Annotated in this window: 21 protein-coding genes; 5 read left to right on the top strand and 16 right to left on the bottom strand. The window is 70.0% G+C overall.

Annotation, left to right across the window (positions count from 1 at the left end; genetic code table 11):
• Positions 1 to 105: 105 nt before the first annotated feature.
• The 13 genes from nusB to ACIBJH_RS42240 form a co-directional block, all read right to left on the bottom strand.
• Complete coding sequence (nusB, locus tag ACIBJH_RS42300; protein WP_200712616.1) at positions 106 to 540, bottom strand: transcription antitermination factor NusB; 435 nt, start codon at positions 538 to 540, stop codon at positions 106 to 108.
• 2 nt (positions 541 to 542) lie between these two features.
• Positions 543 to 1,109 (bottom strand): elongation factor P, encoded by a 567-nt coding sequence (gene efp / locus ACIBJH_RS42295; RefSeq protein WP_043683951.1) that lies wholly within the window; start codon positions 1,107 to 1,109, stop codon positions 543 to 545.
• A gap of 60 nt (positions 1,110 to 1,169) precedes the next feature.
• Positions 1,170 to 2,276, bottom strand: a complete 1,107-nt coding sequence (locus ACIBJH_RS42290; RefSeq protein WP_399122276.1) for a M24 family metallopeptidase — start codon at positions 2,274 to 2,276, stop codon at positions 1,170 to 1,172.
• A gap of 177 nt (positions 2,277 to 2,453) precedes the next feature.
• On the bottom strand, positions 2,454 to 3,263 hold the full coding sequence (locus ACIBJH_RS42285; protein WP_399122275.1) for a Pro-rich N-terminal domain-containing protein: 810 nt from the start codon (positions 3,261 to 3,263) through the stop codon (positions 2,454 to 2,456).
• 165 nt (positions 3,264 to 3,428) lie between these two features.
• Positions 3,429 to 4,520, bottom strand: a complete 1,092-nt coding sequence (aroB, locus tag ACIBJH_RS42280) for a 3-dehydroquinate synthase (RefSeq protein ID WP_200712619.1) — start codon at positions 4,518 to 4,520, stop codon at positions 3,429 to 3,431.
• Positions 4,517 to 5,035, bottom strand: a complete 519-nt coding sequence (locus tag ACIBJH_RS42275; RefSeq protein WP_399122274.1) for a shikimate kinase — start codon at positions 5,033 to 5,035, stop codon at positions 4,517 to 4,519. Before ACIBJH_RS42275 ends, aroB begins: the two co-directional genes overlap by 4 nt.
• Complete coding sequence (gene aroC, locus ACIBJH_RS42270) at positions 5,032 to 6,216, bottom strand: chorismate synthase (RefSeq protein ID WP_399122273.1); 1,185 nt, start codon at positions 6,214 to 6,216, stop codon at positions 5,032 to 5,034. Before aroC ends, ACIBJH_RS42275 begins: the two co-directional genes overlap by 4 nt.
• A 198-nt stretch (positions 6,217 to 6,414) precedes the next feature.
• The gene (locus tag ACIBJH_RS42265; RefSeq protein ID WP_399122272.1) at positions 6,415 to 7,254 is read right to left on the bottom strand and encodes a shikimate dehydrogenase; all 840 of its coding nucleotides are present in this window, start codon (positions 7,252 to 7,254) and stop codon (positions 6,415 to 6,417) included.
• Positions 7,235 to 8,989, bottom strand: coding sequence for an endolytic transglycosylase MltG (mltG, locus tag ACIBJH_RS42260; RefSeq protein ID WP_399122372.1), 1,755 nt, complete (start codon positions 8,987 to 8,989; stop codon positions 7,235 to 7,237). Before mltG ends, ACIBJH_RS42265 begins: the two co-directional genes overlap by 20 nt.
• A gap of 122 nt (positions 8,990 to 9,111) precedes the next feature.
• Complete coding sequence (gene ruvX / locus ACIBJH_RS42255; protein WP_262062293.1) at positions 9,112 to 9,576, bottom strand: Holliday junction resolvase RuvX; 465 nt, start codon at positions 9,574 to 9,576, stop codon at positions 9,112 to 9,114.
• A gap of 15 nt (positions 9,577 to 9,591) precedes the next feature.
• The gene (alaS, locus tag ACIBJH_RS42250; RefSeq protein WP_399122271.1) at positions 9,592 to 12,264 is read right to left on the bottom strand and encodes an alanine--tRNA ligase; all 2,673 of its coding nucleotides are present in this window, start codon (positions 12,262 to 12,264) and stop codon (positions 9,592 to 9,594) included.
• Entirely contained in the window at positions 12,264 to 12,623 is a 360-nt protein-coding gene (locus ACIBJH_RS42245) for a hypothetical protein (protein ID WP_399122270.1), read from the bottom strand. The genes alaS and ACIBJH_RS42245 overlap by 1 nt, the downstream gene beginning before the upstream one ends.
• 7 nt (positions 12,624 to 12,630) lie before the next feature.
• On the bottom strand, positions 12,631 to 13,077 hold the full coding sequence (locus tag ACIBJH_RS42240; protein ID WP_399122269.1) for a DUF948 domain-containing protein: 447 nt from the start codon (positions 13,075 to 13,077) through the stop codon (positions 12,631 to 12,633).
• A 152-nt stretch (positions 13,078 to 13,229) separates the two neighbouring features.
• Here ACIBJH_RS42240 and ACIBJH_RS42235 point away from each other — a divergent pair, with 152 nt between their 5' ends.
• Positions 13,230 to 15,392: an ATP-binding protein gene (locus ACIBJH_RS42235; RefSeq protein ID WP_399122268.1), complete on the top strand. Its 2,163-nt coding sequence runs from the start codon at positions 13,230 to 13,232 to the stop codon at positions 15,390 to 15,392.
• A 33-nt stretch (positions 15,393 to 15,425) separates the two neighbouring features.
• Here the strand turns inward: ACIBJH_RS42235 and rpsD are convergent, their stop codons facing one another.
• The 3 genes from rpsD to ACIBJH_RS42220 form a co-directional block, all read right to left on the bottom strand.
• Positions 15,426 to 16,040 (bottom strand): 30S ribosomal protein S4, encoded by a 615-nt coding sequence (gene rpsD, locus ACIBJH_RS42230; protein ID WP_019066381.1) that lies wholly within the window; start codon positions 16,038 to 16,040, stop codon positions 15,426 to 15,428.
• A 303-nt stretch (positions 16,041 to 16,343) separates the two neighbouring features.
• Positions 16,344 to 17,699 carry a replication-associated recombination protein A gene (locus ACIBJH_RS42225; protein ID WP_200712628.1) on the bottom strand — a complete coding sequence of 452 codons (1,356 nt, stop codon included), beginning with the start codon at positions 17,697 to 17,699 and terminating at the stop codon, positions 16,344 to 16,346.
• A 46-nt stretch (positions 17,700 to 17,745) separates the two neighbouring features.
• Positions 17,746 to 18,402: a vitamin K epoxide reductase family protein gene (locus tag ACIBJH_RS42220; RefSeq protein ID WP_399122267.1), complete on the bottom strand. Its 657-nt coding sequence runs from the start codon at positions 18,400 to 18,402 to the stop codon at positions 17,746 to 17,748.
• 142 nt (positions 18,403 to 18,544) lie between these two features.
• Here ACIBJH_RS42220 and ACIBJH_RS42215 point away from each other — a divergent pair, with 142 nt between their 5' ends.
• Genes ACIBJH_RS42215 through ACIBJH_RS42200 form a run of 4 tightly spaced genes read left to right on the top strand, consistent with a single transcriptional unit; the run spans position 18,545 to position 22,069 of the window.
• Entirely contained in the window at positions 18,545 to 19,411 is an 867-nt protein-coding gene (locus ACIBJH_RS42215; RefSeq protein ID WP_399122266.1) for an ABC transporter ATP-binding protein, read from the top strand.
• The gene (locus tag ACIBJH_RS42210) at positions 19,408 to 20,253 is read left to right on the top strand and encodes an ABC transporter permease (RefSeq protein WP_399122265.1); all 846 of its coding nucleotides are present in this window, start codon (positions 19,408 to 19,410) and stop codon (positions 20,251 to 20,253) included. The genes ACIBJH_RS42215 and ACIBJH_RS42210 overlap by 4 nt, the downstream gene beginning before the upstream one ends.
• Entirely contained in the window at positions 20,250 to 21,449 is a 1,200-nt protein-coding gene (locus ACIBJH_RS42205; protein WP_399122264.1) for a sensor histidine kinase, read from the top strand. The genes ACIBJH_RS42210 and ACIBJH_RS42205 overlap by 4 nt, the downstream gene beginning before the upstream one ends.
• Complete coding sequence (locus ACIBJH_RS42200; protein WP_399122263.1) at positions 21,446 to 22,069, top strand: response regulator; 624 nt, start codon at positions 21,446 to 21,448, stop codon at positions 22,067 to 22,069. Before ACIBJH_RS42205 ends, ACIBJH_RS42200 begins: the two co-directional genes overlap by 4 nt.
• The last annotated feature ends 101 nt before the right edge of the window (positions 22,070 to 22,170 follow it).

The following is a 22,170-nucleotide window of genomic DNA, read 5'->3' as shown; positions in this document are numbered from 1 at the left end:
GGTCGCCCCGGCGGCTTTCTGCGGCCCTCAGGGGTCCCGGACGCACCGATACGCCAGGGGGCCCGCAGCAGTCACGCTGCGGGCCCCCTGGCGATGCCGTACCTCTTACGCCTCGTCCCGGCGCAGCGAGGGCTTCAGGTCCTTGAAGCGGCCCAGCAGGCCGTTCACGAACGAGGGCGACTCGTCCGTGGAGAACTCCTTGGCCAGCTGCACCATCTCGTCGAGGACGACGGCGTCCGGGGTCTCGTCGACCCAGATCAGCTCGTAGGCGCCGAGGCGCAGGATGTTGCGGTCCACCACGGGCATGCGGTCCAGCGTCCAGCCGACCGAGTACTGCGCGATCAGCTCGTCGATGCGGCGCGCGTGCTGCGCGTACCCCTCGACCAGCTCCATCGTGTACTCGCTGACCGGCGGCTGCCGGGTGTCGTCCCGGGAGAGCCGGATCCAGTCCGCGAGGACCGTGGTGACGCCGACTCCGCGCTGGTCGCCCTCGAAGAGGATCTGGAAGGCGCGCTTGCGGGCCGTGTTGCGGGCAGCCACGGTTAGCTGTTCACCCGGCCGAGGTAGTCGCTGGAGCGGGTGTCGACCTTGATCTTCTCACCGGTGGTGATGAAGAGCGGGACCTGGATCTGGTAGCCGGTCTCCAGGGTGGCGGGCTTGGTGCCACCGGTGGAGCGGTCGCCCTGGACGCCGGGCTCGGTCTCCTGGATGGTCAGCTCGACGGCCGCGGGCAGCTCGACGAAGAGCACCTCGCCCTCGTGCTGGGCGACCGTGGCGGTGAAGCCCTCGATCAGGAAGTTGGCGGCGTCGCCGACGGCCTTGCGGTCGACCATGAGCTGGTCGTAGGTCTCCATGTCCATGAAGACGAAGTACTCGCCGTCCATGTACGAGAACTGCATGTCGCGCTTGTCGACAGTGGCCGTCTCGACCTTGACGCCGGCGTTGAACGTCTTGTCGACGACCTTGCCGGAGAGCACGTTCTTGAGCTTGGTGCGCACGAAGGCAGGGCCCTTGCCGGGCTTGACGTGCTGGAACTCGACGACGGACCAGAGCTGGCCCCCGTCGAGCTTGAGCACCAGGCCGTTCTTGAGGTCGTTCGTGGAAGCCACGGTTGCGGAATCTCCTGGACTGACGTGGACGACCACGGGGCCCGCGCGCAGCTCGAAAAGCTAGAGCGCGAGCAGTTCCTTGGTCGTGATGGTGAGTAGCTCGGGTCCGCCGTCCGCCTCAGGGCGTACGACGAGCGTGTCATCGATCCGGACACCGCCCCGGCCCGGGAGGTGAACCCCCGGTTCGACGGTGACCGGCACGCAAGCGTCCAGTTTACCCATGGCCGCGGGGGCCAACTGCGGGTCCTCGTCGATTTCGAGTCCGACACCGTGGCCGGTGAGGGGTGTGAGGCCTTCCGAGTAGCCCGCGGAGTCCAGCACCTGACGTGCCGCGCGGTCCACATCCCGGTAGGCGGCACCGGGGGTCAGGGACTCTCGCGCGGCGCGCTGGGCGGCGAAGACGAGGTCGTACAGCTCGATCTGCCAGTCCGCGGGAGAGGTGCCGATGACGAACGTACGGCCGATCTCGCAGCGGTATCCGCGATAGGTGGCGCCGAGGCAGACAGAAAGGAAATCTCCTTCTTCGACCCGTCGATCGGTCGGCCGATGTCCGCGTCTGCCGGAGTGCGGGCCGGTGGCGACGGAGGTGGCGAAGGCGGGGCCGTCGGCGCCGTGGTCGACGAGCCGTCGCTCCAGTTCGAGGGCGAGATGGCGTTCGGTGCGGCCGACGAGGATCGACTCCAGCAGCTCGCCGAGGGCCTGGTCGGCGATCTCGGCGGCGATTCTCAGGCAGGAGATCTCCTCCTCGTCCTTGATGACCCGCAGCTGCTCCGCCGCGCCGCCGATGTCGGTGAGCCGGAGCGCGGGGGCGACCGAGCGGAGGGCTCGGTGGCGGGTCACGGTGAGGTGGTGTTCTTCTACGGCCATGGATTCGGCGCCGGTCGCCGACGCGAGGTCGGCCGCGGCTACGGCGGGGTCACCGCCGGGGCTTGGGAGGGTGTGGATGCGCAGGGTCTCGTCGGGACGCCCCGCTGCTGGACGCTCGTCCAGGGGGCTCGCGCAGACCAGCATGTCCTCGCGTCTGCCCAGCAGCAGGACGGTGCCCTGCGGGGCCGGACCGGCCAGGTAGCGCACGTTGGCCGGGTGGGTGACCAGGGCGGATTGGCTGCCGCCGGCTTGGGCTCGTTCCCTCAGCCTGGCTCTGCGGGCTGCGTAGACCTCTGACATGAGATGAGCGTAGGAGCGGTGGCTGGATTGTGCTGGTTGGGAGAGTGCCGTTCGGGGGACGGGGGTGCGGAATCGGTTGTTCGCCGAGTGCGGGTCGGTGGGGGCCGGTCGCGCCCACGCGGCGGAGCCGCATATTGATACAGCCCCGCGCCCCTGGGTGGGACCACTGCCTGGCGATTACCAGCTCGGTGGGCTCGCTATGGAGCGTGCGAGGACGTCATTCAGCACCTGGGCCGTCTGCTGTACGTCCATCTGGGAGTTGTCGATGATCGGGAGGCCCGAGCCGTACCAGCCCGCCATGCGGCCGTGGATGCGGGCGACCTCCTCGTCGGTGAGGCGGCGGTTGCCGGAGCGTTCGGCGTTGCGTTCCAGGACTATTTCCAGGCCCGGGAGGAGGACGACCGGGAGGAGGCCGGGGCCCACGTGGCGCTTCCAGCCGCCGAGGCCGACGACCGGGCGGTCGGGGAAGACCGCGTCGTCGAGGATGCAGGAGATGCCGTTGGCGAGGAAGTTGCGGGCGGCGAAGCCGCAGGTGCGGCGGGCCAGGCGGTACTGGGCCTCGGAGTGGTCGTTCCAGCCGGACTGGGGGTCGGCGAAACCGGAGCGGACCCACTCGCGGACGTCGTCGAGGCTGATGTGCGCGGTGGGGACCCGGCGGTGGTCCGCCCAGTACTTGGCGACGCTCGTCTTGCCCGCGCCCGCGGGGCCGATGAGCAGCACCGCGAGGGTGGTGGAGGCCGGGTCGGGGGCGGCCTGCGCGGGAGGCGTGCTCGGCATGGCCACGGGGCCGCCGGGCGGCAGTTGCACATGGCCGGTGGTGTCCGGCGCGTGACGCGGGATCGTGTACGGCATCGGCGGGGCCGGTGGTGGTGGGGGCACGGGGCCCGGATGCGGGCCCGGGTGCTGTCCCGTCGGCATCCAACCGGCGGCCGGTCCCTGCCCCGGCTGGTGGGGCGGCGGCAGCGGAGACCCCACTGCGTGCTGCATCCGGTGCCACTCCAATTTCTTACGGCGATTGGCTCTGGCAGCGGGCCCGAACCCCCGCTCCCTACCGAACGGTACCTTCCCCGGCCGCCACTTGGTGAACGGCCGGGGAGGGGCCGAAGTGCCCGTCCCCGCAAGGCAAATCGGGCGGACGGGACTCGGCGGGACCTAGTCGCCCACTTCGCCGTACGCGGCGAGGAGGACGGCCGGGTCGGGGCCCTCCAGGACCGTGGGCTTGGCGAGGCCGTCGAGGACGATGAAGCGGAGCAGGTCGCCGCGGGACTTCTTGTCGACCTTCATGGTCTCCAGGAGCTTGGGCCACTGGTCGTAGCGGTAGCTGAGCGGGAGGCCGACGGATTCGAGAACCGTGCGGTGGCGGTCGGCCGTCGCGTCGTCCAACCGGCCCGCGAGACGGCCCAGTTCGGCCGCGAAGTGCATGCCTACGGCCACCGCGGCGCCGTGCCGCCACTTGTAGCGCTCGTTCTTCTCGATGGCGTGGGCGAGGGTGTGGCCGTAGTTGAGGATCTCGCGCAGGCCCGACTCCTTGAGGTCGGCGGAGACGACCTCGGCCTTGACCTTGATGGAGCGCTCGATGAGTTCGGCGGTGTGCGGTCCGGCCGGGGTACGGGCGGACTCCGGGTCGGACTCGATGAGTTCGAGGATCACCGGGTCGGCGATGAAGCCGGCCTTGATGATCTCGGCGAGCCCGGAGACGTAGTCGTTGACCGGGAGGGAGTCGAGCGCGGCGAGGTCGCAGAGCACGCCGGCCGGCGGGTGGAAGGAGCCGACCAGGTTCTTGCCCTCGGCGGTGTTGATGCCGGTCTTGCCGCCGACGGCCGCGTCCACCATGGCGAGCACGGTGGTCGGAACGGCGATCCAGCGGACTCCGCGCAGCCAGGTCGCGGCGACGAATCCGGCCAGGTCGGTGGTGGAGCCGCCGCCGACGCCCACGATGACGTCGGAGCGCGTGAACCCGGACTGTCCCAGCGCCTTCCAGCAGTAGGCGGCGACCTCGGCGGTCTTGGCCTCCTCCGCGTTCGGCACCTGGATGGCGACGGCTTCAAAGCCCTGTCCGGCCAGGTCGGCGCGGAGCGCGTCACCGGTCTCGGCGAGCGCCTCGGGGTGGATGACGGCGACCCGCTTGGCCTTGTCGCCGACCAACCCGCCCAGTTCGCCCAGCAGTTGACGGCCCACCAGGACCTCGTACGGGTCGCTGCCCGCCGTGCCGCCGACCTGGATCCGCGTCACTGACTCGCTCATGCTTCCTTCAACTCCAGTGCGTCCAGGACGGCTTGGGTGACGTCCTCGGGGGTGCGGCCGTCGGTGGGTACGACGGCCTGCGCGACCTCGGCGTACAAGTGGCGCCTGGCTTCCATCAGTTCGCGCCACTGCTTGCGCGGGTTGATGGCGAGCAGCGGGCGGGCCACGTTGAGGCCGGTGCGCTTGACGGCTTCGTCCACCTCCATGGAGAGGTAGACGACCCGGTGCGTCGCGAGCAGCGCGCGCGTGTCCTCGTCGAGGATCGAGCCGCCGCCCAGCGCCAGGACGCCGTCGTGCCCGGCGAGTGCCTGCTGCACGGCGCGCTTCTCGATGGCGCGGAAGACGGGCTCGCCCTCGTCGACGAAGATCTCGGCGATGGTGCGGCCCTCGGCGGCCACGATGTCGTCGTCGGTGTCCCGGTAGCCGACACCGAGCCGCTCGGCCAGCTGCTGTCCGACCGTCGACTTGCCGACGCCCATCGGGCCGATCAGGACGACCAAAGGTGCTGCGGTCACCGGATGGCCAGGTTTTCGAGGTACGAGCGGACATTGCGGCGGGTCTCGGGCACCGAGTCGCCGCCGAACTTCTCCGCCACCGCGTCCGCCAGGACCAGGGCGACCATCGCCTCGGCGACGATCCCGGCGGCCGGGACCGCGGAGACGTCGGAGCGCTGGTGGTGGGCCTGCGTGGCCTCACCGGTGACCACGTCGACGGTCTGCAGCGCGCGCGGCACGGTCGCGATCGGCTTCATCGCGGCCCGCACCCGCAGCAGCTCGCCCGTGGACAGCCCGCCCTCGGTGCCGCCGGAGCGGCCGGAGACGCGCCGGATGCCCTCGTCGGTCTTCACGATCTCGTCGTGCGCCTTGGAACCGGGCACCCGCGCCAGCTCGAAGCCGTCACCGATCTCGACGCCCTTGATGGCCTGGATGCCCATGAGGGCACCGGCCAGCCGGGCGTCCAGCTTGCGGTCCCAGTGGACGTGCGAGCCGAGGCCGACGGGGACGCCGTAGGCCAGGATCTCGACCACACCGCCCAGGGTGTCGCCGTCCTTGTGGGCCTGGTCGATCTCGGCGACCATCGCCTTCGACGCGTCCGCGTCCAGGCAGCGCACGGGGTCGGCGTCCAGCTTCTCGACATCGGCCGGCGTAGGCAGCACACCCTGCGGAGCCTTCGCCGAAGCCAGCTCGACGACGTGCGAGACGATCTCGATGCCGGCCGTCTCCTTGATGTACGACCGGGCCACCGCGCCCAGCGCGACCCGCGCCGCGGTCTCCCGCGCGGAGGCGCGCTCCAGGATCGGGCGGGCCTCGTCGAAGCCGTACTTCTGCATGCCCGCGAGGTCGGCGTGGCCGGGGCGCGGGCGGGTCAGCGGGGCGTTGCGGGCCAGTCCGGCGAGGATCTCCGGGTCGATGGGGTCGGCCGCCATGACCTGCTCCCACTTGGGCCACTCGGTGTTGCCGACCATGATGGCGACCGGGGAACCGAGGGTGAGGCCGTGGCGGACGCCGCCGAGGAAGGTGACCTCGTCGCGCTCGAACTTCATGCGGGCGCCGCGTCCATAGCCGAGTCGGCGCCGGGCCAGGTGGTCCGCCACCATCTCCGTGGTGATCGGGACGCCGGCGGGAAGACCCTCCAGCGTCGCCACGAGTGCGGGGCCGTGGGACTCCCCCGCGGTCAGCCAGCGCAACCTGCTCAACGGTGCTCCTCATGCTCGCGCCCTGGGACTGCCCTGCGTACGCGTGTCCTCGCGTACGGCGTCGGCGTGACCGGGTGCGCGGCCCTGGCCCGCCGCCCCCGATCCTCCCACGTCCGGCACACGGACCCGGCCGACGGTCCAGAGAACGGACGCCGAACGGCCAAGGTCAGCCACCGGACACCCGCTGCGGAGCCGGCGTCAGCGGTCGGCCAGGGCCTTCTCGCCCGCTCTGCGCATCGCGTCGACGGGGGCCGGCCGGTGGCCGGTCATCTGTTCCACCTGGAGTACGGCCTGGTGGACCAGGAGGTCGAGGCCGCTGACGACCGCGCCGCCGTAGCCGGACCAGCGGGCCGCGAGGTCGGTGGGCCAGGGGTCGTAGAGGACGTCGAAGAGGGTGGCGGGGCGTTCCGGTACGGCGGAGGAGAGGGCGTCCGTGGTGCCCGCGGGGGTGGTCGCGAAGACCAGGGGGGCCCGCAGGCCTTCCGCCGCGTCGGCCCAGTCCGCCGTGCGGACCTCCACGTCGAGCCGCTCGCCCCACTGGCGCATCTCGGCGGCGCGGGCCTCGCTGCGGACGTAGGCGACGACCTCGCCGGTGCAGACGCGGGCCAGTGCGGCGAGGGCGGAGGAGGCGGTGGCGCCGGCGCCGAGGATCGCGGCCGAGTCGACCTGTTCGATGCCGTGTTCGCGGAGGGCGGCGACCATGCCGGGGATGTCGGTGTTGTCGCCGACGCTGCGGCCGTCCTCGGTGAACACGACCGTATTGACCGCGTCCACCGACGCCGCTGTCTCGCTGATCTCGTCGAGCAGCGGTATGACGGCCCGCTTCAGCGGCATCGTGAGGGACAGCCCCGCCCACTCCGGTCCGAGGTTCCCGAAGAATCCCGGCAGACCGGCCTCGTCGACGTCGAAGCGGTCGTAGGACCAGCCGTCGAGGCCCAGTTCCCGGTATGCCGCGCGATGCAGCACCGGGGAGAGGGAGTGGGCGATGGGTGAACCGAGCACAGCGGCCCGGCGGGCGTCAGTTGCCCGAGGTGGCATTGAACTTTTCCTTGAGTGCCTGGAATTCTGCGTACGTCTTGGCGAATTCGGTCTTGTTCTGGCCGTCGGTCGCCACGAAGTAGATCCAGCCGTCGTGGGTCGGATTCAGCGCCGCCGCCAGAGCCTCGGCACCGGGGTTGTCGATCGGTCCGGGCGGCAGGCCCTTCTGGGTGTAGGTGTTGTACGGGTCCTTGTTGCTGTTGATCTCGGACTCGCTGATACGGATGTTGCTCTGACCCTTCAGGTAATTGAAGGTCGAGTCGAATTGCAGGTACCGGTTGGTCTCGGTGTTCGTGGTCTTGAGCCGGTTGTAGACGACTTCGGCCATCTTCCGGAAGTCCTCGTGCGTCTTGCCCTCGGCCTGGACGAGGCTCGCGACCGTGATGACCTGCAGCGGACTGTCCAGCTTGAGCGCCTTGGCCTTCGCGGCAAGGTCGATCGCGTCGTAATTGTCGTTGGCCTGGGCGACCATCTGCTTGAGGACCGTTTCGGGTTTCATGCCCTTGGCGGCGCCATAGGTTCCCGGGTAGAGGAAGCCCTCCAGCGGGTCCTTGATGTTCGAGTTGTCGTTCGCCCAGTCGGGCAGTCCGAGGCTCTTGAAATCCTTCTTGGCGACGGCCTTGGTGGTGCCGTCGGGAATCTGGAGTTTCTTGTCGATGTCCTCGTAGATCTTGGCATTCCGTCGGCCAGGGGGGACGATCAGATTGTCCTGGCTCTTGGGGTCGAGCATCAGCTTGACGGCGGCTGCGGCGGACATCTGTTTCTTCAGCAGAAAGACGCCTGCCTGGATCTTCTTCCCGTCGGGATTCTGCGACTGGGCGGCGACGAACGCGTCGACGCTCTTGACGACGCCCGCTTCTTTCAGCTTCTGCCCGATGTCCGAGCCGAAGGCACCCTTGGGGATGGTGACGCTGACCGAACCGGTGCCGTCGCCCGCGTAGTCGGGGGCCGAGCCGAAACGGTTCTGGTAGAAGTGCCAGCCGAAATAGCCGACGCCGGCGAGGCCGCCTCCGAACACCAGGACGACGACAAGGCAGGCGCAGCCGTTGCGGCGCTTCTTCTCCTTGCCGCCTTTGCCACCTTTGCCTTTTCCGCCCTTGCCCTTGCCGCGCCGACGGCCGTCCTCCGGCTCGTCGTCGACCTCGTCATCGTCGTCGCCACCACCCGCGAAGAACGCGTGTTCGCCCTCATCGGGTCCCGGGTCCCAGTCGGTCTTCTCCGGTTCGGGTTCCGTGCGGCGCTTGCCGGGCGGCTCCGGCGGCGGGAACGCGTCGGGCGTGCCGTAGAAATCGGGCTGCTGTTCGCCATAGCCGGCGGCCTGCTGGGCATACGGGTCGCCTGGATCGGCGGCGTAGGGGACCTGCGCGTGCGGGTGGGTGCCGTCCCAGCCGCCCTGCTGGTACTGCTGCTGCTGACCGGCGTATTGCTGATGGCTCTGATCGACGTACTGCTGCTGGTCCGGGTACTGCTGGTGCTGATCGGGGTACTGCGGGTGGCCCTGCTCGTCGTAGACCTGGTACTGCTGCTGCGCCTGACCGTAGTCGGCCTGCTGGCCGTGGCCCCAGTCGCCGTACTGCTGCGGCTGCTGCGGCTGTTCCGGATAGTGCTGCTGCTGGCCGTCGTACGAAGACTGCTGGCCCACGTGGGCCTGCTGGCCTTCCCATCCGATGTCCCCGAACAACGGGTCCTCCGGATGCCACGGTTCGGAGCCTGGGCCCCGGCCATACTCAGTCATCGATCCCCTAGAGCCGCGAGGCGGCGGTCGCGGCGCTTGGGGCTCCGGCTCCCGTCCCGCCTCTTGCTGTGCCATGGCTGTTCGAACACCATCGCATCGCGCGGAACGTTACCGTATCGCGATCAGATGACCACTTCGACGCCCTCGCCGGGTGGTTTACCTGACACCCGTTCGGATTCCAACGCCTGCTGAAGGATGATGACCGCCGCCGCCTGGTCGATGACCGAGCGGCCCTTCTTGGAGGTGACGCCCGAGGCGCGCAGTCCCTGACTGGCCGTCACTGTGGTCATCCGTTCGTCCAACAGTCTGACCGGTACTGGGGCGATGCCCCTGGCCAGCTCCTGGGCGAAGGCCCGGACCTTCACGGCGGCCGGTCCCTCGCCGCCCTTGAGGGAGCGGGGGAGGCCGACGACGACTTCGACCGGTTCGTACTCCTCGACGAGCTGCCTCAGCCGACGGTGTGCCGCCGGGATGTCGCGGCCGGGAACCGTCTCGACGGGAGTGGCGAGGATCCCGTCGGGGTCGCACGAGGCGACCCCGATGCGGGCGTCCCCGACGTCGAGCGCGAGCCGACGTCCTCTTCTCATACTCTCGACCGCTTCTTACTTCGCCGTGTCGGCGACGAGGCGCTCGACGGCGTCGACGGCCTCGCCGACGGCGGCCGGGTTCTGGCCACCGCCCTGGGCCACGTCCGGCTTGCCGCCACCGCCGCCGCCGAGGGTCTTGGCGGCGGCGCGCACAAGGTCACCGGCCTTGAGACCGCGTTCGCGGGCGGCCTCGTTGGTGGCGATGACGGTCAGCGGCTTGCCGTTGTTGACCGTGAAGAGGGCGACCACGGCGGCCCGTCCGCCCTGGATCCGGCCACGCACGTCGAGGACCAGCTTGCGCAGGTCGTCCGGCGTCGTGCCGTCCGGGACCTGGCCGGTGACGACGGCGATGCCGTGCACGTCCTTGGCGGACTCGACGAGACCGGCGGCGGCCTGCAGCACCTTCTCGGCGCGGAACTTCTCGATCTCCTTCTCGGCGTCCTTCAGCTTGCCGAGCATGGCGGAGACCTTCTCCGGAAGCTCCTCCGGGCGCCCCTTGATCAGCTCCTGGAGCTGGGCGACGACCGTGTGCTCACGGGCGAGGAAGTTGTAGGCGTCCACGCCGACGAGCGCTTCGATACGGCGGACTCCGGAGCCGATCGACGACTCGCCGAGCAGCTTGACCAGGCCGAGCTGGGAGGTGTTGTGGACGTGGGTGCCGCCGCACAGCTCCTTGGAGAAGTCGCCGATGGTGACGACGCGGACCCGCTCGCCGTACTTCTCGCCGAACTCGGCGATGGCGCCCTGCTTCTTGGCCTCGTCGAGGCTGAGGATCTCGGCGTGCACGTCCAGGTCGCGGGCGAGCACCTCGTTGATCTTCTGCTCGACGTCGGTCATCACAGCCGTGGGCACGGCGGACGGCGAACCGAAGTCGAAGCGGAAGCGGCCCGGCTGGTTCTCCGAACCGGCCTGCGCGGCCGTCGGACCGAGGGCGTCACGGAGCGCCTGGTGGGTGAGGTGGGTGGCCGAGTGGGCGCGGGCGATGGCGGTTCGGCGGCGGATGTCGATCGCGGCCTCGGCCTTGGCGCCGACGGTGACCTCGCCGAACTGGACGACGCCCTTGTGGACGTAGACCCCGGGCACCGGCTTCTGGCAGTCGCGGATCTCGATCACGGCACCGGACTCGACCTTGATGCGGCCGGTGTCGCCGATCTGGCCGCCGCCCTCGGCGTAGAAGGGGGTGCGGTCGAGGACGATCTCGACCTCGTCGCCCTCGGTGGCGGCCGGGGAGGAGACTCCGTCGACGAGGATGCCGACGATCGTGGACTCGCCCTGGGTGTCCGAGTAGCCGATGAAGTCGGTCTCGCCGGCCTGGTCGGCGATCGCGCGGTAGGCGCCGACGCCGGCGTGGCCGGTCTTCTTGGCCTGGGCGTCGGCCTTGGCCTGGTCGCGCTGCTGCTTCATCAGGCGCCGGAAGCCGTCCTCGTCCACGGAAAGGCCCTGTTCGGCGGCCATTTCGAGGGTGAGGTCGATCGGGAAGCCCCAGGTGTCGTGGAGCAGGAACGCCTTGTCGCCGGCGAGGACCTTGCCGCCGGTCTCCTTCGTCTCGGAGATGGCGGTGTCGAGGATGTTGGTGCCGGCCTTCAGCGTCTTGACGAAGGCGGCCTCCTCGGCGAGGGCGACGGTCTCGATGCGCTGCCGGTCGGTGACCAGCTCGGGGTACTGCTGGCCCATCATCGCGATGACGGTGTCGATGAGGTCCTTGACGACCAGGCCACTGGCACCGAGCAGCCGCATGTTGCGGATGGCACGGCGCATGATGCGGCGCAGGACGTAACCACGGCCCTCGTTGCCGGGGGTCACGCCGTCGCCGATGAGCATCACGGACGTGCGCATGTGGTCGGTGACCACGCGCAGCGAGACGTCGGACTCGTGCGAGTCGCCGTACTCGACGCCGGTCAGCTCGGTGGCCTTCTTGATGACGGCCATGGAGGTGTCGATCTCGTACATGTTCTGCACGCCCTGCAGGATCATCGCGAGGCGTTCCAGGCCGAGGCCCGTGTCGATGTTCTTGCTGGGCAGCTCGCCGAGGATCTCGAAGTCCTCCTTGCCGATGCCCTCGCCGCGCTCGTACTGCATGAAGACGAGGTTCCAGATCTCCACGTACCGCTCGTCGTTGACGGCCGGGCCGCCCTCGACACCGAACTCGGGGCCGCGGTCGTAGTTGATCTCGGAGCACGGGCCGCAGGGTCCGGGGACGCCCATCGACCAGTAGTTGTCCTTCTTGCCGAGGCGCTGGATGCGCTCGGCCGGGACGCCGATCTTGTCGCGCCAGATGGTCTCGGCCTCGTCGTCGTCGAGGTAGACCGTGATCCACAGCCGCTCGGGGTCGAGACCGTAACCACCCTTGTCCTGGGGCGAGGTGAGCAGCTCCCAGGCGTAGGTGATGGCGCCTTCCTTGAAGTAGTCGCCGAAGGAGAAGTTGCCGCACATCTGGAAGAACGTGCCGTGGCGCGTGGTCTTGCCGACCTCTTCGATGTCGGGGGTGCGCACGCACTTCTGCACGCTGGTGGCGCGCGGCCACGGCGGCTTGACCTCGCCGAGGAAATACGGCTTGAAGGGGACCATGCCGGCGGGGACCAGAAGCAGAGTCGGGTCGTCCGCGATGAGCGACGCCGAGGGAACAACGGTGTGTCCGCGCTCCTCGTAGAAGCTCAGCCAGCGGCGGCGGATTTCAGCCGACTCCATCAGTGGTCCTCATTCCGGTTGTACGAGTACGTCGTCCTGTCGTTGCTTTCGACGGACCTTGGATTGCTGCGGTTCTCGATGGCGATGTGCTGCCTGGGGGCGGGGAGTTCGGGGTCGACCGGGGCGTTGATCCCCAGCGCGTCGCCGAGTTCGGCCTCCCGCTGGGCCATGCCCGCGCGGACGTCGAGCGCGAAGCCCACCGCGCTGTCCTTGAGCCGGTGCCCGGCTTCGAGCGCCTTGTTGGCCGCGACCGCGGCGAGGTGCTCGGGGGTCAGCTGCTTCAGCTTGCGATTGACCTTGGTGGTCGCCCAGACACCGGCGGCCACGCCCGTGCCGAACCAGAACGTACGGCGGAACATCGCTCGGTCAGTCCTTCTTCCGGGTGCGCTTGCCCCGCCGTCCGGCCGGGACGGTACGGCCCACGATCACCGTACGACGGGTCGCCCCGGACGGCGCGGGCACGTCCTCGCGGCGGCCGCCCAGGGCCCGGCGGACGCCGTAGCCGAAGGCCGCGACCTTGACGAGGGGACCGCCGAAGGTGGAGGCGACGGTGGTGGACAGGGCGGAGGCGTTCGACGTGACTTCCTGGACGTCGGAGGCGATCGCGTCGACCCGGTCGATCTGGGTCTGCGCCGAGCGCACCGCCGCGGAGGCGTCCGCCAGGAGCGGGACGGCCTGGTCGGTCACGTCCGCGACCAGCTTGGTGGTCGCCTTGAGCGTCTGGGCCAGCCTCACCAGTGCGACGGCGAGGAAGGAGACCAGGATCGCCCAGAAGACGGCCACCAGGATCCCGGCCACCTCTCCACCGGACACCTGACACCCGCTCTCATAAACACCTGTAGATAACTGGTCCCGAGCCTATCGCGCCGGGGATGGCGCTCCGTACCGCATTACCGCCCCGCGCGCTGTGGAGTTGGGCGAAGCGATTGTACGGACTGAATACGGTTCAGTACGCTCCGTGTTCCATGCGAGCTTCCCATGGCGGCGACGCCACCGCGGACGGCAATCTGCCCCTCGAACCCGACCGGTTCGTGGGCCGCTCGGCCGAACTCACCGAACTGGCACGGGCGCTCGACGCCTCGCGTCTGGTCACGGTGACCGGGCCCGGCGGAGTCGGCAAGTCCCGGCTCACGGCCCGTGCGGCGGCCCGCTCCGCTCCCCCGGACGGCGTGTGGCGGGTGGAGCTGGCGTCGGTGCGCGATCCGGAACTCGTGGACTTCGCGGTCGTGGAGGCGCTGGGGCTGACGGATCACACCACGCGGCTGCCGCGGGAGGCACTGCTCGCGCATCTGACGGGCCGTCAACTCCTGCTGCTGCTGGACGGGTTCGAGCATCTGGTGGAGGTGTGTGCCCCGCTGGTGGCCGAGTTGGTGGGGCGGGTGCCGGGGTTGCGGGTGCTCGCGGTGGGGCGGCGGCCGTTGGAGCTGGCGGGCGAGCGGGTGGTGGCGCTGGCGCCGCTGGACGAGGGCGAGGCGGCGGAACTGTTGGCCGAGCGCGCCGCGCAACAGGGGGTCGTGCTCTGCGAAGAGGACGCGGACGTACGGGAGTTGTGCCGGCGCCTGGACGGGATCCCTCTCGCCGTCGAACTGGCGGCGGGGCGGCTGCGGGCCCTGTCGCCCGGGGAGTTGCTGGCGCGGTTCGACGACCGGTTCCGGCTGCTGGCGGGTGGGCGCAGGGACGCGTTGCCCCGGCATCAGACGCTGCGGACGGCGATCGGCTGGAGCCATGAGCTGTGCACGCCCGAGGAACGGCTGCTGTGGGCACGGCTGTCGGTGTTCGCCGGGCGCTTCGACCTGGAGGCCGCCGAGTACGTCTGCGGCGGCGACGGACTGCCCTCGGACGGCGTCCTCGACGTGCTCTCCGAACTCCTCGCGCAGTCCGTGGTCGTCCGCGAGGAAACGGCAACGGGCCTGCGCTACCGGATGCTCGACACGATCCGCGCGTACGGCGCCGACTGGCTGGAGGCGGCCGGGGACGCGGCCCGGCTGCGACGGCGGCACCGTGATTGGTATCTGGGCCTTGCCACTTGGTGCGAGCTGGACTGGTTCTCGCCGCGCCAGGGCGAGGTCGCCGCGCGCGTCGAGGCGGAGCTGCCGAATCTGCGCGGCGCCCTGGAGTACTGCCTGACCGAGCCGGACGAGACGCATCTGGGCCAGTACCTGGCAGGCTCCCTGTGGTTCTACTGGGCGGGATGCGGACGGCTCTCGGAGGGCCGGCACTGGCTGGAGCAGGCCGTACAACTCGACTCCGACAACGACCAGTCGCGGCTGAAGGCCTTGTGGGTACTCGGCTATGTGGCGATCCTCCAGGGCGACACCGTGCCCGCGCTGGCCGCGCTCCAGGAGTGCCGCGAGGAGGCCGACCACGCGGCGAACCCCACGGCGGTGGCGTACGCCGAACACCGCACCGGCTGCCTGGCGTTGGTCACGGACGACATGCCCCGCGCGGAAGCCCTGCTGCGCTCGGCCCTCGACCGCTACCAGCAGATCGGCGAGCTGAACAGCAACGTCCTGATGGGCCAGGTCGAACTGGCGATGGCCCGGGCCTTCCAGGGCGACCTCGCCGACGCGGTGAAGCTGTGCGAGGACGTGCGGCGGGTGTGCGAGGACCACGGCGAGCGCTGGACCCGTTCCTACGCGCTGTACGTCCTGGCCTACGTCGCCTGGAGCGAGGGCCGGCTCCCGCACGCGCGCGACCTGTTGGCGGACTGCCTGGGCAGCGCGCACGGCTTCCGCGACCTGCTGGGCTCGGTGCTGGCGGTCGAACTGCTGGCCCTCGTCACGGCGGCCGAGGGCGATGCCGCCGAGGCCGCGCTGCTGCAGGGCGCGGCGGGCGTGATGTGGCCGTCGGTCGGGCTGCCGCTGTTCGGTTCGGCGTACTACAACGCCCCGCACGAGCTGTGCGAGGCGATGGCCCGGGAGCGGCTGGGCGACGGGCCGTACGAGGAGCGCGTACGCGAAGGCGCGCGGCTCGGCCGGGAGGCCGCCGTGGCACGGGCGTTGGGGCAGCGACGGCCCCTCGACGCCGTACCGGTGCCGCGTGGGCCCGTACGGCCTTCGCCGGTCGGCGTGGACATGCGAAAGCCCGCCGCCTCGCCCACCCGGAAGGGCGGGGAGACGGCGGGCTGACGTGGTGCAGGTGGTGCTACGTCCGTGGGGTGATCAGCGGGCGTAGTACTCGACGACGAGCTGCTCGTCGCAGATCACCGGGATCTCCTTGCGGTTCGGCTCGCGGTCCAGGCGGAACGCCAGGGCGCCGAGGTTCACCTGGAGGTAGCGCGGGGTCTCGCCGTCGGGGGCGAAGCCACCGGCGCGGGAAACCTCGAACAGGGTCTTGCTGCGGCTGCGCTCGCGGACCATGACGACGTCGTCCGGCTTGACGCGGAAGGACGGCTTGTCGACCTTCTGGCCGTTGACCTCGATGTGGCCGTGCACGACCATCTGGCGGGCCTGGTAGATCGTGCGGGCGATGCCCGAACGCAGGACCAGCGCGTCGAGACGACGCTCCAGCTCGATGATCAGGGCCTCACCGGTCTTGCCCTGGACCTTGGAGGCACGCTCGTAGGCGCGGACGAGCTGGCGCTCGGACACGTCGTACTGCGCGCGCAGACGCTGCTTCTCCAGCAGACGGACCTTGTAGTCCGAGTTCTGCTTGCGGCCACGACCGTGCTCACCCGGCGGGTAGGGACGGGCCTCGAAGTACTTGACGGCCTTCGGGGTCAGCGCGATGCCGAGGGCACGCGACTTCTTGACCTTGGGGCGGGACTGATTCGCCACGATGTCTCTTTCCTGGTTATCGGCTTGTCAGGGTGGTGAGAGAGGTCGCATCCGCAGCCGGGGAGACCCGCCGAATCCCTTGCGGGACCTGGTGGGCAGCCGCTCCCCTGATCTGGGCACTACGTGCAGCACGCGAGTGGCCCACCGACCGGTCCCGCCTCGCGGCGGATGGTGGTGGGCTGCCCGCGACACCATTCGAACGGTGCGCGACGCTCCTGGAGCCGGTCCGGAAACCGGGGCTCCGGCTGACCGTCCCGTTCTGACAGCACGGGACACAGCACTTCGGGGGATTCTACAGGGTGCTCAGGACCGCTTACGACCAAGGTGCTTCCTGGTCCACTCCACGGCGTCCGCGTACCGCGCCTCGGCCCCGTGCCGGGTCGGTTCGTAGTACTCGCGGTCCTTCAGCTCCTCCGGGGCGTACTGCTGCTCGGCGATCCCCTCGGGCAGGTCGTGCGGGTAGACGTACCCCTGGGCGTGCCCCAGCTTGGCCGCGCCCTTGTAGTGCCCGTCCCGCAGATGCATCGGCACCGGGCCCGCGTGGCCCTTGCGTACGTCCTCCATGGCGGCGCCGATCGCCGTGGTCGCCGCGTTCGACTTGGGGGCCAGGGCGAGCGCGATGGTGGCGTGGCTGAGGGTGAGCGCGGCCTCCGGGAAGCCGATCATCGCCACGGCCTGGGCGGCGGCGACCGCGATCGGGAGGGCGTTGGGATCGGCGAGGCCGATGTCCTCGCTCGCGGAGATCATCAGGCGGCGGGCGATGAAGCGGGGGTCTTCGCCGGCCTCGATCATGCGGGCCAGGTAGTGCAGGGCCGCGTCGACGTCCGAGCCGCGGATGGACTTGATGAGGGCGCTGGCCACGTCGTAGTGCTGGTCGCCGTCCCGGTCGTACTTCACGGCCGCGCGGTCGACCGTCTCCTCCAGGGTCTGGAGGGTGATGTCCGGCTCGCCCTTGTCGAGGGCGGCCCCGGCGGCGGCCTCCAGGGCGGTCAGCGCGCGGCGGGCGTCGCCGCCCGCGATGCGCAGCAGGTGGTTCTCGCTGTCCTCGGGGAGGGTGATCGCGTCCTTGAGCCCGCGCTCGTCGGACAGGGCCCGGCGCAGCAGGGCGCGCAGGTCGTCGTCCGTGAGGGGTTCGAGGGTGAGGAGCAGGGAGCGGGACAGGAGCGGGGAGATCACCGAGAAGTACGGGTTCTCCGTGGTCGCCGCGATCAGGGTGATCCAGCGGTTCTCGACGGCCGGGAGCAGGGAGTCCTGTTGGGCCTTGCTGAAGCGGTGGATCTCGTCGAGGAAGAGGACGGTCTCCTTGCCGAAGCCCCCGGTGGCGCGGCGGGCGCCGTCGATGACCGCGCGGACCTCCTTGACGCCCGCGGTGATCGCGGACAGTTCCACGAACCGCTTGTTGGTGGCCTTGGAGACGACGTACGCGAGGGTCGTCTTTCCGGTGCCCGGCGGCCCCCAGAGGATCACCGAGGACGCTCCGGCCGGGCCGCCGGCGCCCTCGCCGACCAGTCGGCGCAGGGGTGAGCCCGGCTTCAGCAGATGCTGCTGGCCCACCACCTCGTCGAGGGTGCGCGGGCGCATCCGTACCGCCAGGGGACTGCTGGACGGGTCCTTCTCCTGGCGTTCTTCGGCTGCGGCGGTGAAAAGGTCGGGCTCCACGTCGAAAACCCTATGTCACGCCACTGACAATCCGGTCTGGGCCGAGTTACGCCCAGAGCTGCGTGCCCCAGCGGGTCAGGATCAGCATCGCGATGATGCCGACGTGGGTGACCGGGAGGACCCAGGTGAACTCGCCCAGGAAGTTCTTGACCGGGCGCGGGACCTTGATGAAGTCGTTGCGCATGTTGAACGAGGTGACGTACCAGAACATCGTGATCGTGGCGACCCAGGCCAGCGAGCACCACAGGCACAGCGCGTTGATCCGGTACAGCGACTGGAACTGCAGCCAGGTGCAGAAGCCCACCCCGAAGAGCGTGCCGAAGTTGAAGGTCAGCCAGTACCAGCGCGGGAACTTGACCCGGGTCAGGAGGCTGATGCCGACGCAGATGACGATGCCGTAGGCGACCAGGCCGAGCATCGGGTTCGGGAAGCCGAAGGCGGCGGCCTGCTTGCTCTCCATGACGCTGCCGCAGGACACGATCGGGTTGATGCTGCAGCTCGGGGTGAACGTCTTGCCCGCGAGCTTGCCCTCAAGGATCTTGAACTTGTCGATCGTGATGACCCACGCGGCGAGCAGTCCGGCCGCACCGGTGATCACCAGCAGCACGGCGAAGGCCCGGCTGCTGCCGACCGTGCGCGGCTCCTCGGCCGTGTGCTCCGGCTCGGAGTCGGTGGAGACGTCCTTCACTGTCGTCTTGCTCATCACGCCGATCCGTCACTTGAGAGTTGGACCATCTTCGGGCACGGCCATTGTGCCGCACGCACGGGCCTGTCCACCGTTCGGTGGACATAAGGAAGTACGCACGGTCGTCCCTGAGCACTCGATTCCGGACGATGCTCATGGCATGACAACACAGGCGAACGACCTCGCAGTGGATGTGCGGGGGCTGCGCAAGCGGTACGGGGACGTGACCGCCGTCGACGGAATCGACCTGGAGATACGCACCGGGGAGGTGTTCGGCCTGCTCGGGCCCAATGGCGCGGGCAAGAGCACCACGGTGGAGATCCTCCAGGGCAATCGCGGCCGGGACGCGGGCGAGGTCGTGGTCCTCGGGTCGGACCCGGCGACGGGCACGCGCGCGTGGCGTTCGCGGGTCGGCATCGTCTGGCAGGACGAATCGGCACCCGCGGAGTTGACGGTCGGCGAGACCGTACGGCACTTCGCCCGCTACTACCCGCGTCCGCGCGACCCCGAGGAGGTCATCGGCCTGGTGGGTCTGGAGGCCAAGGCGGACAGCCGGATCAAGGCGCTCTCGGGCGGCCAGCGCAGGCGGCTCGACGTGGCCCTCGGAGTGATCGGAGATCCGGAACTCCTGCTCCTTGACGAGCCGACGACCGGTTTCGACCCGGCGGCCCGGCGCCAGTTCTGGGACCTGATCCGCAAGCTGGCCGGCGAGGGCACCACCATCCTCCTCACCACCCACTACCTGGAGGAGGCGGAGAACCTCGCCGACCGCCTCGCCATCGTCGCCAAAGGCCGGGTGGTCGCCGAGGGCGAACCGGCCGCCCTGCGCGAGGCCCACGGCACCGGGGCCACCGTCGAGTGGACCGAGCCCGACGGCACCCCGCGCGCGGAGCACACCGACACTCCTACCAAGGTCGTGGCGGAGCTCATGCACCGCTACGACGGCGAGATCCCGGGGCTTCTGGTGACGCGCCCCACCCTGGAGGACGTCTACCTCCGCCTGACCGGACAGGAGGACGTGCGATGACCGCGACGGTGGTGCGGGCCCGGGCACAGACCTCCGAGGAACGGCTGCCCGGGGCCTGGGGGCTCGGGCTGCGGCGCGGGGTGCTGGAACTCACACAGTTCTTCCGCCAGCGCGACCAGGTGGTCTTCACCTTCGCCTTCCCGGTCGTCTTCCTCTTCCTCTTCGCGTCGATCTTCAAGGACGACGTCCGGGGCGCGGGCGTCACCGCCTCCCAGCTCTACGTCCCCGCCATGATGGCCGCCGGCATCATGTCGACGAGTTTCCAGTCCCTCGGCATCTCGATCGCGATCGAACGCGACGAGAAGGTGCTGCGCCGCCTGCGCGGCACCCCGATGCCACCGGCCGCGTACTTCCTCGGCAAGATCTGGCTCGTTCTGGTCACGGGCCTGCTGGAGACGGCGATCCTGCTGCTCGTCGGGACCGGCTTCTACGGTGTCGACCTGCCCTCGTCGGCCGGCAAGTGGCTGGACTTCGGGTGGATCTTCGTGCTCGGGCTGACGGCGTGCGCACTGCTCGGCATCGCGGTCAGCTCGGTGCCCAAGTCCGGCAAGAGCGCGACCTCCGTGGTCGTCCTGCCCTTCCTGGTCCTGCAGTTCATCTCCGGGGTGTACATCTCCATCGACACCATCCCGGACTGGATGCTCAACATCGGCGCCCTGTTCCCGCTGAAGTGGATGTGCCAGGGGCTGCGCGGGGTGTTCCTGCCCTCGTCGGCGCAGGTGCTGGAGCAGGCCAGGAGCTGGGAGTTCGGAAAGGTCGCGCTGGTGCTCGGGGCGTGGTGCGTCGGAGGATTGCTGCTGTGTCTGCTGACCTTCCGGTGGAAGAACCGGCGCGACGGATGACCGTTCCCGGCCCGGTGAAGGGCTCGTACACCTGGGACCGTTCCTTCCGGCTCTGGGACACGTACTTCGCCCTGATCTGGCTGGCCACCCTGGTGTTCGTGCTCGGCACGAACTATCCGGGGTGGCCGGTACGCGTCACGGCGGCGGCCCTGCTCCTCCCGCTCGTCCCGCTCTACGTCCGGCTCGGGCGCCCGGTCCTCCAGGGCGATCCGCCCGACGAGCGGCGGGCCGTCTCCTACCTCGCGGCGCAGATGGCGCTGTTCCTGCCGTCGGCGGTGCTGGTCGGCGAGACCCGGTTGATGGCCTTCGCCCTCGTCCCGCCCTGCTTCATGATGCTGCGGCTGCGCTGGGCACTCATCGCGGTGACCGTGATCAACATCGCGCCCGTGATCGGCTGGGCGCTGCTGTGGTGGCCCGACGCCCACGACGTGTTCTTCAACTCGGTGTTCGCCGTGGTCACCCTGGTCTTCTCGATGGCCCTCGGGACATGGATCATCCGGGTCATCGAACAGAGCCAGGAGCGGGCCGAGTTGATCACCGAACTGGACGCGAGCCGCCACGAGGTGTCCCGGCTGTCGTCGGCGCACGGCGCGCTGGCCGAACGCGAGCGCATGGCCCGCGAGATCCACGACACCCTCGCCCAGGGCTTCACCAGTCTGCTGATGCTGATCCAGGCCGTGGAGGCCGAGTTGCACGACGACCCGGCGCAGGCCCGCCGCCATCTCGCCCTGATGGACGAGACGGCCCGGCAGAACCTCGCCGAGGCCCGCGCCCTGGTCGCCGGCGGCACACCGGCCGACCTCGCCGACGCCTCGCTGCCGGACGCCCTGCGCCGGCTCGCCGCCCGCCATGACGCGGCGCTCCAAGTCACGGGCCTGGTAAGGGCGTTGCCCGCCGCGCCCGAGGTGGTCGCCCTGCGATCCTGTCAGGAGGCCCTTGCCAACGCCCGCAAGCACGCGGGGAGTTCGGCGACGGTGAGCCTCACGCTGGCGTACGCCGACGACACGCTGACCGTGTCGGTGCGGGACGACGGGTGCGGTTTCGAGCCGGACGCGGTGTCCGGCGGCTACGGCTTGGCGGGACTTCGCACCCGGGCCGCCGAGGCGGGCGGGACGGCGCTGGTGCGCAGCGCGCGGGGGTCGGGCACGACGGTGACCGTACAGCTGCCTGTGTCGCCTTTGAGGAGTCCTCAATGATCCGGATCGTGCTGGCCGACGACCATCCCGTCGTACGGGAGGGGCTGCGGGCCATGCTCAGCGCCGAACCGGATCTCGACGTGGTCGCCGACGCGTCCAGCGGGCCGCAGGCCGAGGCGCTGGCGGCCGAACTCCGGCCCGACATCGTGCTGATGGACCTGCGGATGCCGGGCGGCGGAGGTGTCGACTCCATCGTGCGGATGAGCGCGGCCGGGCTGCCGTGCCGGGTGATCGTCCTCACGACGTACGAGACGGACCGGGACATCCTGCGGGCAGTGGAGGCGGGGGCGGCGGGCTATCTGCTGAAGGATCTGCCGCGAGGCGAACTGGCCGACGCCATACGGGCCGCGGCGCGCGGTGAGACGGTGCTGGCGCCCTCGGTGGCCGCGCGGCTGGTGGACCAGTTGCGGACGAAGCCGGAGCGTCCGCGACTGTCCGAGCGGGAGACCGCGGTGTTGCGGTTGGTGGCGGAGGGGTGCACCAACGCGGAGATCGGGCGGCGGTTGTACATCGGGGAGTCGACCGTGAAGACCCATCTGCTGCGGGTCTTCGGGAAGTTGGGGGTGGACGACCGGACTGCGGCGGTGACGAGTGCGATGCGGTACGGGTTGCTGGACTGATGATTCTCGCCCCCGCCGCCCCTACCCGTCCCATCCTTCTGGGGCTCCGCCCCAGACCCCGCTCCTCAAACGCCGGAGGGGCTGACTTTCAGCCCGTCCGG

The organism is Streptomyces sp. NPDC050548, from assembly GCF_044457385.1.
In the GTDB taxonomy this organism is placed as follows: domain Bacteria; phylum Actinomycetota; class Actinomycetes; order Streptomycetales; family Streptomycetaceae; genus Streptomyces.
This window is presented reverse-complemented; position numbering and strand designations above follow the sequence as displayed.

Bases quoted from the DNA above. Each gene is read 5' to 3' on its own strand.
- ACIBJH_RS42265 (WP_399122272.1), bottom strand. From the start codon at position 7,254: ATGCCACCTCGGGCAACTGACGCCCGCCGGGCCGCTGTGCTCGGTTCA.
- ACIBJH_RS42200 (WP_399122263.1), top strand. From the start codon at position 21,446: ATGATCCGGATCGTGCTGGCCGACGACCATCCCGTCGTACGGGAGGGG.
- ruvX (WP_262062293.1), bottom strand. From the start codon at position 9,576: ATGAGAAGAGGACGTCGGCTCGCGCTCGACGTCGGGGACGCCCGCATC.
- alaS (WP_399122271.1), bottom strand. From the start codon at position 12,264: ATGGAGTCGGCTGAAATCCGCCGCCGCTGGCTGAGCTTCTACGAGGAG.
- ACIBJH_RS42205 (WP_399122264.1), top strand. From the start codon at position 20,250: ATGACCGTTCCCGGCCCGGTGAAGGGCTCGTACACCTGGGACCGTTCC.
- ACIBJH_RS42235 (WP_399122268.1), top strand. From the start codon at position 13,230: ATGCGAGCTTCCCATGGCGGCGACGCCACCGCGGACGGCAATCTGCCC.
- mltG (WP_399122372.1), bottom strand. From the start codon at position 8,989: ATGACTGAGTATGGCCGGGGCCCAGGCTCCGAACCGTGGCATCCGGAG.
- ACIBJH_RS42215 (WP_399122266.1), top strand. From the start codon at position 18,545: ATGACAACACAGGCGAACGACCTCGCAGTGGATGTGCGGGGGCTGCGC.
- ACIBJH_RS42245 (WP_399122270.1), bottom strand. From the start codon at position 12,623: ATGTTCCGCCGTACGTTCTGGTTCGGCACGGGCGTGGCCGCCGGTGTC.
- aroB (WP_200712619.1), bottom strand. From the start codon at position 4,520: ATGAGCGAGTCAGTGACGCGGATCCAGGTCGGCGGCACGGCGGGCAGC.
- ACIBJH_RS42210 (WP_399122265.1), top strand. From the start codon at position 19,408: ATGACCGCGACGGTGGTGCGGGCCCGGGCACAGACCTCCGAGGAACGG.
- ACIBJH_RS42285 (WP_399122275.1), bottom strand. From the start codon at position 3,263: ATGCAGCACGCAGTGGGGTCTCCGCTGCCGCCGCCCCACCAGCCGGGG.
- ACIBJH_RS42220 (WP_399122267.1), bottom strand. From the start codon at position 18,402: ATGAGCAAGACGACAGTGAAGGACGTCTCCACCGACTCCGAGCCGGAG.
- ACIBJH_RS42290 (WP_399122276.1), bottom strand. From the start codon at position 2,276: ATGTCAGAGGTCTACGCAGCCCGCAGAGCCAGGCTGAGGGAACGAGCC.